The sequence below is a fragment of the Microcoleus sp. F4-D5 genome (assembly GCF_036704885.1).
Classification (GTDB): domain Bacteria; phylum Cyanobacteriota; class Cyanobacteriia; order Cyanobacteriales; family Microcoleaceae; genus Microcoleus.
On the sequence record NZ_JAUBSX010000081.1, the window covers coordinates 18,853 to 32,756 of the forward strand.

A 13,904-nucleotide genomic window follows, 5' to 3' on the forward strand; every position below is an offset into this window, starting at 1 on the left:
TTAGTTAAGCCTCAAACCCAATCCCAGAACACTACTCACAAGTTAAGCTAAAAGCACTCTTGTCAATGAGTAATCTTACTCATTTTTTACCTGTTGACCCAATTAAAATATGACTCCATTTGTTCCTTGATTATTGAAAAAAATTGTTCGGGACTTCTTTGAGTTCCAGGGAAAGGAGAAATAATTAGCCTGACATGAGGTTTTCATGCCTAGCTTAACAATCCCTAAATCTTGATTTTTATCGGCTGCAAAATACTTAACTAGGTCAGACGCTATTCCTTTTTGATAGGCAACCGAAAAATGATACATCCCACGATAAATCATTTCTAATGAAACCCGTTCAATTGCTACTCCTAATTCATCGGCAACCGCATCTCCTAAATCTACTAAAACCGCATAAAATAGCCAAGTAGCCCAGATGAGGAGCTTGATTCCGTTTAATGAGCCTGTCCATAAATAGCTGAGATTTAATAATCTTTTTACTGTACAAAATGCGTCTTCAATTCCCCAGCGTCTTTGATATAAATCTGCTACTACATAGGGGGGTAATATTTCAGGTTCTCGGACACTTGTCAGATAAGAACGCCCGTCAGGTCTTGGAGGGAATCTGTACTAATCTTATTATAGTCAAAACTGGTGTCTGTTTTGTGCCTGCACCTATTTTAATTATCTGGTCTTTGACATCATAAGTATTGGTTATACCAATTCACTATGAAGCTGCATTTAATATAACGCTAAGGATATAGTTCCAACAAGAAAGACATCAGCCTCATTTAGTGTATCTTCATAGTGAATTGGTATTAATACCCGCTCGATTTGATAAGATGCACCTTTATTAATTCGAGTGATAAATCCAATTTATTGAGAAATGAGTTTTGACCAAAAAGCGAAGTGATAGAAGCCTCCATCCAATAATAGTAAGGTTTTTGGCTTAACGGTTTTTAGTAAATCTTCCTCCCAATTAGTATCTCCTTGTTTCGGATTTTCCCCAACCAAATTTCTTCGGGAAGATGAGTTACTATGTCTATAATTACTCCCATTTTTCCGGCTAATTGACCAATTGGCACATCTGATAAACTTTGTAGCTTCTTAAATAATGCTTCTAATGTTGAGCCATCAGCTATCCAGATATTATCATCAAAGCTTTTTAAGGCAAATTGTACGCTATCTGGTAATGGTCTAGATTTTCTCATCAACCATTTTCGTCGAAAATGAGGTAGTAATTCTTTAAAGACTTTTTCAAATAAAATTGCTGGAAAAGTTAAAAATCTGAGTGATAATGCTTGTTGGCTAATTTCTTGTGGCTGACACCCTAAAAATCCTTCTCTATTTAATAATCTGGTTAATTCTGTTACTCCTGCTACGGATCGCCATAATAAACTTAATATTGCTGCCATCATTAATGGTAGTGTTAGAATTCTATCTCTTAAATTTAGTTGCCGATAAAAAGTTTTTTGGGCAGCCATTGCCGGAATTAATAAATCTTCCAAGTGATTCGCGAGCGCTTCATTTTCTAGTTGGGGACGATTTTTTGCTTTGCACGATCTCGGTTGATTCGTTTTTTGCTACTCACAACTGGTTCAATTATGGCTCAACTGCTTGCCCGGTAAAGGTTTCATCTTATTTTACCTTTTTAAGTCTATCCCCTTGACAATTTGCACTTTTTCTTAACTTGTCACAAATGATCCCAGAGAAGAAAAGAGGTGCACAACAGAGAACAGCAAATCGATTTGTGCAGCAGGAGTTCGTCCCAGGCGACATCATTGTGCAGTTAGGTCAGCCGATCGATCGCGTGTTCTCGATCGCTCACGGTAAGGTCAACAAGGTGGTTGTTGGCAAGTATGGCGATGAGCCTTTGCTGGATATGCTGGCAGATGGCGAGCATTTCGGCGATGAAACTGTGGTGGAGTCAGAAAGCACTTGGAAGTTTACAATCAAGGCTGTGACCCGATGCACAGTATTGGCGCTACCACAACAGGCGTTTCGGGAATTGCTCAACCAGTCGGGGGCGTTGCAGGCTCAGGTTGAACAGTTGAGGACTCGTGCCCAACAACCGCAAAACAAGCACGGCGAAGCTTCGATCGCATTGTCCTCCGGTCATCTTGCCGAAACCCAGTTGCCAGGGACTTTCGTTGATTACGAACTCTCGCCCCGCGAATATCAATTGAGCGTTGCCCAAACTGTGTTGCGGGTAAATACTCGCGTCGCGGATCTGTACAACGAACCGATGAATGAGACGGAACAACAATTGCGGCTGACCGTGGAGGCATTGCGGGAACGGCAAGAACACGAGTCGATCGACAACCGGGAATTTGGGTTGTTGCACAATGCTGACCTGAAACAGCGTATCTACACCCGCAGCGGTCCTCCCACCCCCGACGATCTTGATGAATTGATTACTCGTCGGAGGAAGTCGAAGTTCTTCCTAGCTCATCCCCGCACTATTGCCGCCTTCAGTCGGGAGTGCAACCGCCGAGGCATCTATCCACCAAGCATTGACATGGATAGGAGCAAGGTAATCACTTGGCGCAATACACCCATTCTTCCCTGTAACAAGATCCCAATTACCAAGAACCAAACCAGTTCTATCTTGGTGTTGCGGACTGGTGAGGAAGACCAGGGCGCGATCGGTTTGCACCAAACGGGTATCGCCGACGAATACCAACCTGGCCTGTCTGTCCGATTCATGGGCATCGAGGAAAAGGCTATTATTTCTTACCTGGTCACCGCCTACTATTCCGCTGCTGTCCTTGTTCCCGACGCCCTCGGTATCTTTGAAGATGTTGAAACCGGGCGCTAGGAGGGTTTTAGGTTTTTTTGACCCTGAAAGACGATCGCAAATATTAACGATCTAGGGCCCAAAAGTCCTTGCATTTTCTTAAAAATTCTGAAAAGATAATAGACGTTGCGTGCGCTGATGAGATACATCCAAAGCAACTTCTAGCGTCCTTCCACAAGAGTTTAGACTCCGCTGGTGGCTAGTTACAAAGTGGCTACTTTTATGCATACAAAGGCGAAATATATTTTCCTCCTCTGGGTAGATACTAAATAAGCTGTTGTGCATTTAAATGGAATGTCAACAAACAATTCGGTGTCTTGTGGGGTGGGCCTCCTAGCCCGCCCAGAATATGCAATTTAAATGCGTGACAGCTTATCCACTCGTAACCGTGGATGTTTCTTTGTTCGTGCATCGCTACCGTTAATTTCTTTGGTCTAAATGTAAGAACCGTACTTGCAGACCAAGAAGTCAAGTTAATTTAAAGTTAGGAGAATTTGCACAATGAGAAAGATGCTCGTTGCATTGCTATTAATGCTGGCTTTGACTCTATCACTAGGTCAGGAAAAAGCGTTAGCTGAAGCTGACTGTAGCAACGTAAAAATAAATACGGGTTCAGCAACCGTTGTTACTCAATTGTACGAAAACCAGTGTGCGATTCTTGGTTGGGATAGTGGTATGATCACAACAGATATGAAGGCTAACTGCTGCGGTCCATCTGTCACAATCAGAGTTAACGGCAATGACTGGAATAAACTTGTTGGTGAGGGAAAACTAGACGGTTTTCGCTATGTACGTGTGTCCAAGAGTAACGAGGGTGCGTATCAGATAGAGCCAAGACAAGTGACTGGCGGTAAACCTGTGACTATATCAGGAGCGGATTTTTTCAAGTAAAAAAAACATCGAACTTAGAAATTTATAGCAAGTGAGTATAGTTGGGTTAGCCGATGAGGTAGAGCTAGGGAGCAGATTCTGTTGCAAAAATTGTCCGATCCGATACCTCTGCAGCTTCCCCTAAAACCAGATCGCTAGCCCACAAAACCTTCGCTCAGCAAAGCCAGAGTTCCCACAAAACTCTAGCAAGTATAATTACTTTAGGACTTACGCAAGTCTCACAAGTATTAAGGTACTCTACTATTTCAAACACTCGATCGCCGCCGTATAACGAAAGTAGTAGAGTACCCTACAAGTCAATAGAAATGATCCGCTTGCGTAATTTGTTTACTTGTCAGGCACTACTAACTTTCAAAATTAAAGTAGGCCGACATCAATACAAACAAAATCAAGAAACCCGGTTTTTGCAGGCAATCCCCCCGCAGTTGCCCTTCGGGTTTCTTTGCAGTGTTTAGCTAGCAGCAATCATTCCCGTTTGGCGCGCGTAGTTAAACAACCCTCCGGCATCTATTACCGGGCCTACTTCTCCTAAAGGTTTGAGCGAGAAAGTTCGATCGAGAGTGTGGTTGATAATTTGCTCTGCTGTAAAATCGACCGTCACTTCTTGCCCCGTTACAAACAAGTCGCACAGCCGATCGACTGATTCGATCGGGTACAATTCGCCAGTAGCCGAGCAATTGCGAAAGAAAATGCGCGCGTAAGACAAAGCCACCACCGCTGTGACGCCGGCGGCCCCCAGAGCGATCGGAGCGTGCTCCCGCGAAGAACCGCAGCCAAAATTTTCCCCGGCAATTATAATCGGATACCGGGTTTTCTGTTCGCCGGATTCGATAAACTTACCGTAGCGATCGGGCAACCCAATCATCGCGTAACTGCCTAGTTTCTCGTACTCGTCCGGCTTCGAGGGAACCAGGGTCAGGTATTCGGCAGGGATAATTTGATCTGTATCGATGTTGTCGTCTACAACAAAAATTTGACCGCTAATTACTTTACCCATAGTTTATTTCCTGTTAGCCTCGCTCGATGCTGTGGTGATAATTTTAAGTGGATCGGTATGCAAGATTTGCATCTGTTCATTTTAACCTGGCAGTGTCAGTGATAACCTGTATGAATAAAAATTAGATCCGAGACTTTGGGTTAACAATTAACAAATTGCTAAGCGTCAAGATAGTTTTATGGCGAATCCAATAGATGACATTGCTCGACAAGCTCGCGAGGGCTCGGTTGCATCGATTATTCAAATCCTTAATGACGAACTCGCACAGGTAGGCGTCAGGGCCAGAGCCGTGTTTGCTGAGGGGGTGCTGCAACTGCTGTGCGAAGCTGCAACACCGCAACAGCTCGAACAGTCTAGTTTGGTCGATCGAGTCCGAGCAATTTTGGAGGGTATTTCGCCCCGCAATATTCGCCGAGTCAACATCAACAGTCGGCTTGTCCGAGAACACCAACTGCTGTGGCTCGAAGAAATTAGCCGCGATCCCGAGAATCAACTGTTGTGGTCTCAAGAAATTAAACTCAGAAAGCCCAATTTGTTTAAGCGTTTGGCTACCGCCCATCAAGAACGCCAAGCTTTGGCAGGGAAGCGGGCTTTGCCGAGAATGGCTGTACCTCGCTCGATGCAGCAACCGCGGCAATTTGAGCGCGGTATCGTCGGTGGCATCAGCTTGACCGTGCTGTTGCTGGGGGCAGCGGCCGCCATCTACAAAGGGCTTAATTCCCAAGTGCGAAACAGCACACAAGCCACAACCCAAGCAGTTGCCACTGCCCCTCCAAGGGAGGCAAAACCTGCTTTGAAAATTTCTCAGGATACTGCTAATTCTGCTGTTGACTCTTTTGCACAAGCAGTGCGAGTCGCCTCGCAAGCAGCCACCGACGGCAAAACCGCTCAATCTCGCGAGGATTGGTTAATCGTAGCTGCTAAGTGGCAGCAAGCTTCCGATTTGATGGCCGCCGTGCCTTCCCAGCATCCCCGCTACACAACGGCTCTGAACCGGACGGTACTTTACCGCCAAAATAGCGATAAAGCCCAACAGGAAGCACAAAATAAGTAAGCACCTAAGTCGGATAAATTTAACAATAGAGTTGGCTCGGCTGCTGTAGGAGTTGTGAAAAATGAGTTTTTGAGCAAAAACTCGAAAACTCTCAAATATGTTATGAGTGATAATTTTTTGATTTTGAATTTTTGCGATCGGCGTCACTCGCTCGGCAGATTTGTATCACAATAAAAATTTGTTAGGCTCACAAACTTAAATAGGAAACATCACAGAGTCAGGAGAGGGGTATCACCAAGCGGTCTCTAGAAAAGCTTCATGCTACCATAACGGTCAAAATTAGCGGGAATAGGATTTCTCCTGATCCGGTAAAGGATGGTAAAGTTCATCCCCTACAGATCGAAGGGTAGAAAACAGGAAAATAGAACTCGGTCAGATCTGGATATATTTCCACATATCTAGTGACCCGCCGACAGGCCGCGCAAACACAGAAAGCAGGCTCATAACAGTCAAGCCGACAGTTATGGATAGGTTCTCTATTTGCAGCGGGAGCCGCCTCAAACATCTTAGAATAAAGGCTTGGTTGCCATGATCGATCGCCAGGGAAATCAAGACTTTACTTCGATCGACAGATCGCCGTTAGAGTCTTGCACTGTGCTTTTACCGCAAATCCCAGAACCACTATCAGTCCAAAAATTTCTGGATCGTCTTATGCAGTACCAGGTCGATCCTGCCCTTCTCGGGCGACAAATTTGCCAAATTCTCGCGACCAGCTTCGATCGAGAAATCCTGTTGCTGCAAATAGCAAATACTTTGGGGGTTGCTTGTCAGGCAGATTTCTGTTTGGTTGCTGCTGTAGTTGACCAGAAAGTAGTCAATCCCAATGCTTGCTGGCAAAATACAAGCGATAGCCCAAATGCTGGCGGTGCAGCAGCGGATTCAACTCTTACACCGGAACACCTCCAAACCACAAAATTAAACTCGCCTAGCATATCACTCGAACATCCAGTCTTGGCAAACGTGCTAGCAGACGGCGAGATAGTGGCGATATCCGACTATCTCGATAGTCCGGCACCTTCATCGCCCAATTCCCCTGTGACACCGCTGCCTTTTCGAGCAATTTTGGCAGGACCTGCGCGATTTGGAGGGGCTGTAAATGGCATGATGATTGTGGGTAAGTCGCAACCTCACGAGTGGTCGGCAGGCGATCGGCAGCGCCTTGAAACAGCATCAGACGCGATCGGCATCGCGATTTATCAGATTCAAAAAAATCAAGAAATTGCAAATTTAAATCAGCAGTTACAGCAACAAACTAAATACAAAAATCTCATCGGATCGGTTGCTAAATCGATCGATACGAGTTCCGAAATCGATCGAGTTTTGCAACAAGTTATTGAAAATACCGTCGATACCCTAGAAGTAGATAGAGGTCAAATCCTGCTGTTGAAATATACAGACTCTATCTTAAAGCCTTCCGCCCCCAGTCAAACACCCAAAGCAAAAATTGTATTAGTTTGCGAATCTGTTTTGACAAAAAATGAAATAAAACAAGCAAGAGAACAAAGCGAGGCGGCGAAACAAAGCTCGACAGCCAAAACAAAAAATAAGGAGAAAACTGCTAATTCTAAATCCAAAACTCCCAACTCAAAACCAAATAACTTTCCCGCTTTTTGGATGTCGGAATCGAATTTGTGCGAAAAAGCATTCCACAGCGCACCCAAACCCCTCGCCCTCGCTGACGCAGGCGAATTAATCGGCAAGGAACAACAGAGCACCGCAGAAATCTTGAAACTCGAAGGCATTCGCGCCATGCTGTTGGTTCCCCTCACGGGCGATCGCTCCCAGGAAACCGTCTTGGGGTTCTTGATTTTGCAGCACTCCCAGCAGCGCGCTTGGATACCTGAAGAATTGGAAGTTCTAGAATTAGTCGGCGCTCAAACGAGCAGGGCGATTATCCAAACTCAAACGCTCAAGGAAGCGCAAACCCTAGTCGATGACAGAAGCGCTCAGTTGCAGCAAAGTCTCGACGTGCAGGCGAAACTGTACGAACAATCTGCCATTCAACTAGAGCAACTGCGCAAATTGAAGCTAATTAAAGACGAGTTTCTCAGCACTATGAGTCACGAGTTGCGCACCCCTTTAACAATCATGAAGCTGGCGATTCTGATGCTCAAACAAGCTGAAGGGCCCTTGGCGAGTCGGGCTAAGTATCTCGACATTCTAGAACAGCAGTGGTTTAAGGAAACTGCTCTGATTAACGATTTGCTGGCCCTCAAGCAGTTTGAGCGTCAGCAAGTCCCTATTTCTCTACTCAAAATCGATATCAAGCGTTTAATTCAAGATTTAGCTGGGGATTTTGAGAAACAGTGGGTCGATAAGGAATTGACTCTGAAGGTGGATTTGCCCAAGTTTTCCCCTTGCTTAGAAACCGACCCGGAAAGTCTCAAGCGGGTGCTGCTGGAACTGCTGACAAATGCTGGAAAATACTCGGCTTCTGGAACGGCGGTAGTTTTCGAGGCGTCTGAGGCGGCCGACTGTATAGTCCTGAGCGTTTCTAATTTGGGGCCAGGCATTTCTGCTGCTGATTTGCCCCACATCTTTGAAAAGTTCCGCCGCGGTACTGGCATTACTGACCAAGCTATCGCCGGTACGGGTTTGGGTTTGGCGCTAGTAAAGTGTTTAGTGCAGCATTTGAATGGTACTATTGATGTGTCTAGCTGTCCGGCAGAAAGTTCAGAAGCTGACAAGTTGTGGCGCACATCTTTTACCCTGACTCTGCCGCAATTTGCAGCGGAACTTTGTAATCTAGAAGAATAGTTGGGTGGAGAAGCTGGTGGGAATTGGCAGCGAACAGGCGAAACGAGAAGACTTGCGTTTATAGGGAGATTTGGAAAATTTGCAAACGCTACCAAGTCCTCCTTTTTGAATTGTTTGTCTGGTTGCCCGTCTAAATTGCCGATTCTCGATTGCTGATTTTTCCCAGGACTTATATGAGGTCGGGTTATTTGCCCGTAATTAGCCGGTGTTTGCAGTAAGTACGATCGTCCTCTATTTATGAATTAATCAGGACAGTCCTGGACGCAAAAACCCGGTTTGTTGAGGTAATTTGGTCATATACGCTCGCTCGCGACAGCGAGAAACCTGGTTTTTTGGAAAGCGTGCGTCCAAGACTGAAAGACTTGCATTCCTTACGGCGAACTTAATTATGATTGTATAACTGGAGATGATATCACCCAGTATTGACTAAAGCAACCGCGTTTATTAACTGTTTCAAAAGCCTGCAACGCATCTTGTCGTACAAGCCTGTTTTTGCGTCCAGGAATGTCATCTAAAAATTGTCGCGGTGCATGGAAATCGATCGCCCTTATTATGCTCATAAAAGCTGCACCTAAAACCCTGCGTTGGCAACGTTCTAAATATTCGCCGCTGGCACGACAAATAGATGTTTTTGCAGCGGCGGGAAAGTTTATGTTTTTTTTGTGGTGGGATGGACTGCTGCAAAATAATTCTCCTCATACTAGAAGAATTCGCGCTCATTGGTTGGTGAATACTTTGCTGAATTTAGGCCCGACTTTTATTAAAATTGGGCAGTCTCTCTCGACTCGGGCGGATTTGCTGCCGCTTGAGTATGTGAAGGAACTCGAACAGTTGCAGGATCGGGTTCCTCAGTTTAGTTCCGAAGAGGCGATCGCTCTTGTAGAATCAGAGTTAGGCAAGGATATTTATGCTTTGTACCGCGATTTTGACCCCTCGCCGATCGCTGCTGCGAGTCTGGGACAGGTGCACAAAGCGAGGCTGCACACCGGGGAAGATGTGATTGTGAAGGTGCAGCGTCCGGGTTTGGAAAGTTTATTTGATTTGGATATGAAGGCGGTGCGCCAAGTGATGCGTTTTTGCGATCGCTATTTGCCTGGGACGCGCAAGTACGACCTGGAATCTATTTATCACGAGTTTTTTAAGATTTTATATCAAGAAATTGACTACGTGCAAGAAGGTAAAAATTCCGACCGCTTTAGCCATAATTTTCGAGAATATCCTCAGATTATTGTGCCGAAAGTCTACTGGCAATACACGACTAAAAAAGTGCTGACTGTAGAATACGCACCAGGAATTAAGGTAGATGACCGCATTAGTTTAGAGGCGATTGGAGTAGATATTGCGAAGCTCAATCAACTCGGAATTTGCTGTTATTTGAAGCAGTTGTTAATTGACGGTTTTTTTCAAGCTGACCCGCATCCGGGAAATTTGGCGGTGACAGAAGATGGCAGCTTGATTTTTTATGATTTTGGGATGATGGCTGAGGTTAAGTCTCTGGCTAAAGACCAAATGGTCAAGACTTTTTTTGGTGTGCTGAGAAAGGATACTGACGAGGTACTCAATACTTTAATTAGTATGGGTTTAGTTGAGCCGATGCCGGATATGATGCCGGTGCGCCGGCTGATTGCTTTTTTGTTGGATAAGTTTATTGATAAGCCGATCGACTTTCAAGCTTTTAATGAAATTAAGAACGAACTTTATATCATGTTCGAGCAGCAACCGTTTCGCTTGCCAGCAGAAATGATGTTTATTGTCAAGTCGGTGACGACTCTCGACGGCATTGCTAGAACTCTCGACCCTCACTACAATTTCATAGCATCGGCTCAGCCTTTTGTCAAGAGTATTGCGGTGAGCAAGGGGCGGGGAAATGCGATCGGAGAATTGGCAAGGCAAGCGCGAAGTTTTATTACATATAAGTTGCAGCAGCCCAGTAAAGCGGAAGTTTTTTTCAAACGTTTAGAGAAGCGGATAGAAGATGGCGAGTTGCAAATTAGAGTGCGAAATATCGAGAGCGAAAGAGCCTTGAAACGGATTAATTTAGCCCTGAAAACTCTAATTTTTGCTTGTCTGACTGGTTTTGTGTTTCTGTCGGGTGCTGTGCTGCTGCTGGGCGGATATCAAACGGGGGCGATCGCAGCTTTTGCGGTTTCGGGATTCGGCGGCTTGTTTTTGCTGCGATCCTTGGTAGATTTGTTGGTTAGGGAAAAGCTCGATCGCATGGTCGATCGATAAATATACTTGGTAATTAGGAATTCTCTTCGCAGTCAGGACTTTAGTCCTTTTAAAGAACTAAATGAAAGACGAATTTGGCTCATGATGTCTCCTGCATTTAAAATTGCTAGTCAATATAATTTCCCAGAAACTCTTGCTGAGCGATCGTCTCTGCTGCTGACTTTGCAAAAATTAACCTCAAAAATCCTCGCAATTGTTCCCCAATGGAATAACTTTGTCTGCCCATCACAATTCCTTAATTTTCCTGACCTTGTTCCATATAAATTTTATGCAATCGACAAAAGTCTCCCGTCTCCCGGGAGCATCTCATATTTGTAAAAACAGTTCTTCTGGCTCCTTCCTTCTTCCTTCTTCCTCTTTTCTCCTGGCTCGCAGCCTCGGGACTCCTAAATCCAATTTCTAGCTTGGCTGCAAAAGTGAGATGCTCCCAGTCTCCCACATTCAAAGTATAGATAACTCGCCCTTGGGTAGTTGCCCATATTAATTGCTCTTCATCAGTGCAACGCCTGATTATTAGCTTCAGCAGTTGTAGCTACATCAATCTCTGCATTTCGGAGCGCTTTGACTAAGGAACGTTCCAGAATATCCTCATCTAAACATAAACGAATTTGGCTCAAGATTAACTCTCCGCTTTATGTTCATTAGCTAAGCGATCGCAGTCAGCTTCTTCCGTCGAAATATCAGCATCAATTTGCTCTTTATTGGCGTAGTAGTAAGCTCATGCTGCATGAACTTGTGCTAAATTTAAGTGGGGAATTTCTGCAATAATTTCTTCTGGTTTCATCCCCATTTTGTACCAAAGGGCGATTCGTTGAACAGTTATTTTAGTCCCTGCGATGCGGGAGCGATTTCCACAGGTTTCTGGTGTGGAAATGATGAGGGTGCCAATATCAGTTAAAGTTGGCATATGTGAATTTGGGGTTAAAAATTAGAATTTAATTCTAGCATAAATTTATTATTATTGAATTTTGCCGATTTAATTTATGAAATATTTTGCCCTATTACTGTGCTTATACATATAGTCATTTAAAATAAGTAGGAGACTATTTAAAAATGAGGTAAAATGAATAAAAATAGTGAAGTTGCTAGGAAAATGTCTTACAGTATTGATTTGAGAACAAGAGTAGTAGATTATGTAGAAAAGGGCGGTCGTATCGCTCAAGCAGCAGAACTTTTTCAGGTGGGAAGGGCAACGATATATCGGTGGCTGGGTCGGACAGACCTTACAGCCACCAAGGTAAAAAGACGTAAGAGAAAACTAGATTGTCAAGCCTTAGAAAAGGATGTAAAAGAGAATCCAGATGCCAGATTAATCGACAGAGCCAAGAAGTTTGGAGTAAGACCAAGTGCCATATCTTATGCTCTTAAAGAAATGAAAATTACTCGAAAAAAAAAAGAACTTCGTTACCAGGAGAGAAACCCAGAAGCAAGAATGAAATACTACAGATATCTCCGAGACTTGATTAAAGTATCGGGAAGCCAAAGTCGGGTTTTTATTGATGAGTCAGAATTTGAAGAGTTTCAAGATTGTGCTTATGGCTGGTCAAAAAAAGGCAAAAAAATTTGGGGTGAAAAGTCAGGAAAACGGGGGAAAAGAGAAAATCTAGTAGCCGGAAGAAGGAAAGGAAAAAAGGACTTAATTGCCCCAATGGTTTTTACGGGCAGCCTCAATGCAGAAGGTTTTGAAGGGTGGTTATCTTTATATTTATTACCCTCTCTGACAGAGCCATCTATATTAATCATGGATAATGCACCGATTCATCGAAAAACAGCCATCCGAGAACTGGTAGAGGAAACGGAGCATCAAGTTCTTTTTCTCCCAAAATATTCTCCCGACCTGAACGATATTGAACACGATTTTAGTGCCAAGCAAGCGAGCCAGAATGTATGCTCCTCCTGGGACATCTTTAGATGAACTTATCTGTGACTACTGCGCTCAATAGTGTCGCTTTTTTATTTGAAATGACTATAGTCACAGATTCTAGTTGCTTCGGGAATGGGTAAATCCTCCTCTGGCAATCCTTCTAAGTGAAATTCGATCGCTTCTTTAATTTACTGCTGTACTTCCTAAAGGATAGCGCCTGTGGCTGCACGTCCGGGTAAATCTGGCGCATAAAATGCTTCGCCCCTACGAATATATTTGCAAAACAGAGATGCACCCTCGCCACATCTATCAGACTTAAAGGCTTACCTTTTTGTGTCAAACCTCCTAGAACTTTGAGAGGAAGAACTTTACCCCACCTCGGAGCTACACCTTGAATTTCTGAACCTTATTTTAAAAAAGACCCACCTGGTCTATCTTGCATTGCTTTTCGACACTGTATATACCATTCATAATATTTATCGTAAGCCTTTCCTGATTGAAATGTAGCTGGAACATAAGTAGGAAGCAGTACACGCCTAGAATGTAAAGAAAGGTTCATCCCACTTTTGTGAGCAAGGAGAGAGTGAAACGCTAGAACGTCGCCCGCCTTAAGTTCTGGAATTATAGAGACCAGTCCCAACTTGCTGAACTCTTCCTCATCAATATCAAATTCGTCTTTTGGGTTTACAGGTAAAATCATCGTATGAGTATAAGGATATACTGCAAGAGCTCCTGACTCCTCATCTGCATCATCAATAGCTATAAAAACAGTAATAAAATGATTAGGATCTAACCCAATAAATTTCCAATATGGATAATCTGTGTGCAACGTATATCCAGGTGTTCCTGACTCTTTCATAATTAGTTTACAGCGTAAAATTTGTACTTGCTCATTTATGAAAATTCTTGACAGCAAGCCCTGTACTATATGCAGTAATCGATTATTAGAAACCATCTCTGAAAATAGCGGAGAAATATCCAACACTGGATCGAGCCGATCGGGAATATATTCATTCAATATAGACTTTCTAAATTCAACTCTGAGATTATTCTTATTTATTGAATCAAGTCCCCAAATGCAATCGGCTTCTCGCTGTAAGTTTGCTACTTCCTCGGTATTGAATATACCACGAAAGACTGCATAACCTTTCTCCCAATATGATTTCTCATTGACTATATCATCATTATAATCTGGGGGGGTAACAACCAGCCTGAAACCCATACTTTGTAAGGATTGAGCCAATCCGCTGCTCAAAAAAGATAGGCAGCATAATTGTTACACGCTTGCCTATCTCAAAAATAATGATACCAACATTCTACCTCATTCATT

Annotated in this window: 9 protein-coding genes and 3 pseudogenes; 6 read left to right on the plus strand and 6 right to left on the minus strand. The window is 43.8% G+C overall.

The window, feature by feature from the left end; all coding sequences use genetic code 11:
- Positions 1-86: 86 nt before the first annotated feature.
- Together QUA80_RS27325 and QUA80_RS27330 are read right to left on the minus strand one after the other, a co-directional pair.
- Positions 87-717 (minus strand): annotated as a pseudogene (locus QUA80_RS27325) (transposase); the annotation flags it as partial.
- Between the two features lie 144 nt (positions 718-861).
- A pseudogene (locus QUA80_RS27330) lies at positions 862-1,466 on the minus strand (IS4 family transposase); the annotation flags it as partial.
- Between the two features lie 215 nt (positions 1,467-1,681).
- Between QUA80_RS27330 and QUA80_RS27335 the strand changes: the two are divergent.
- Together QUA80_RS27335 and QUA80_RS27340 are read left to right on the plus strand one after the other, a co-directional pair.
- Positions 1,682-2,800, plus strand: a complete 1,119-nt coding sequence (locus tag QUA80_RS27335) for a family 2B encapsulin nanocompartment shell protein (RefSeq protein WP_333428123.1) — start codon at positions 1,682-1,684, stop codon at positions 2,798-2,800.
- A gap of 480 nt (positions 2,801-3,280) precedes the next feature.
- The gene (locus QUA80_RS27340; RefSeq protein ID WP_333428124.1) at positions 3,281-3,670 is read left to right on the plus strand and encodes a hypothetical protein; all 390 of its coding nucleotides are present in this window, start codon (positions 3,281-3,283) and stop codon (positions 3,668-3,670) included.
- 451 nt (positions 3,671-4,121) lie between these two features.
- On the opposite strand, the gene QUA80_RS27345 is transcribed toward QUA80_RS27340, so the two are convergent.
- Entirely contained in the window at positions 4,122-4,667 is a 546-nt protein-coding gene (locus tag QUA80_RS27345) for a LeuD/DmdB family oxidoreductase small subunit (protein ID WP_333428125.1), read from the minus strand.
- A gap of 178 nt (positions 4,668-4,845) precedes the next feature.
- Between QUA80_RS27345 and QUA80_RS27350 the strand changes: the two genes are divergently transcribed.
- The 3 genes from QUA80_RS27350 (at position 4,846) to QUA80_RS27360 (ending at position 10,710) form a co-directional block, all read left to right on the plus strand.
- On the plus strand, positions 4,846-5,721 hold the full coding sequence (locus QUA80_RS27350; RefSeq protein WP_333428126.1) for a hypothetical protein: 876 nt from the start codon (positions 4,846-4,848) through the stop codon (positions 5,719-5,721).
- A gap of 528 nt (positions 5,722-6,249) precedes the next feature.
- A complete protein-coding gene (locus QUA80_RS27355) occupies positions 6,250-8,478 on the plus strand; it encodes an ATP-binding protein (RefSeq protein WP_333428127.1) in 2,229 nt (742 codons plus the stop codon).
- Positions 8,479-9,030: 552 nt separating this feature from the next.
- Positions 9,031-10,710, plus strand: coding sequence for an AarF/ABC1/UbiB kinase family protein (locus QUA80_RS27360; RefSeq protein WP_333428133.1), 1,680 nt, complete (start codon positions 9,031-9,033; stop codon positions 10,708-10,710).
- A gap of 494 nt (positions 10,711-11,204) precedes the next feature.
- On the opposite strand, the gene QUA80_RS27365 is transcribed toward QUA80_RS27360, so the two are convergent.
- Positions 11,205-11,327 carry a hypothetical protein gene (locus QUA80_RS27365; RefSeq protein WP_333428128.1) on the minus strand — a complete coding sequence of 41 codons (123 nt, stop codon included), beginning with the start codon at positions 11,325-11,327 and terminating at the stop codon, positions 11,205-11,207.
- A gap of 101 nt (positions 11,328-11,428) precedes the next feature.
- Positions 11,429-11,617, minus strand: a complete 189-nt coding sequence (locus tag QUA80_RS27370; RefSeq protein WP_333428129.1) for a DUF433 domain-containing protein — start codon at positions 11,615-11,617, stop codon at positions 11,429-11,431.
- A gap of 186 nt (positions 11,618-11,803) precedes the next feature.
- Between QUA80_RS27370 and QUA80_RS27375 the strand changes: the two are divergent.
- Positions 11,804-12,653, plus strand: a pseudogene (locus QUA80_RS27375) (IS630 family transposase).
- 327 nt (positions 12,654-12,980) lie between these two features.
- Here the strand turns inward: QUA80_RS27375 and QUA80_RS27380 are convergent.
- The gene (locus QUA80_RS27380) at positions 12,981-13,817 is read right to left on the minus strand and encodes a phytanoyl-CoA dioxygenase family protein (RefSeq protein ID WP_333428130.1); all 837 of its coding nucleotides are present in this window, start codon (positions 13,815-13,817) and stop codon (positions 12,981-12,983) included.
- Between the last annotated feature and the right edge of the window lie 87 nt (positions 13,818-13,904).

Coding starts and splice junctions, on each gene's coding strand:
- QUA80_RS27335 (WP_333428123.1), top strand. CDS start 1,682: ATGATCCCAGAGAAGAAAAGAGGTGCACAACAGAGAACAGCAAATCGA.
- QUA80_RS27340 (WP_333428124.1), top strand. CDS start 3,281: ATGAGAAAGATGCTCGTTGCATTGCTATTAATGCTGGCTTTGACTCTA.
- QUA80_RS27345 (WP_333428125.1), bottom strand. CDS start 4,667: ATGGGTAAAGTAATTAGCGGTCAAATTTTTGTTGTAGACGACAACATC.
- QUA80_RS27350 (WP_333428126.1), top strand. CDS start 4,846: ATGGCGAATCCAATAGATGACATTGCTCGACAAGCTCGCGAGGGCTCG.
- QUA80_RS27355 (WP_333428127.1), top strand. CDS start 6,250: ATGATCGATCGCCAGGGAAATCAAGACTTTACTTCGATCGACAGATCG.
- QUA80_RS27360 (WP_333428133.1), top strand. CDS start 9,031: ATGCTCATAAAAGCTGCACCTAAAACCCTGCGTTGGCAACGTTCTAAA.
- QUA80_RS27370 (WP_333428129.1), bottom strand. CDS start 11,617: ATGCCAACTTTAACTGATATTGGCACCCTCATCATTTCCACACCAGAA.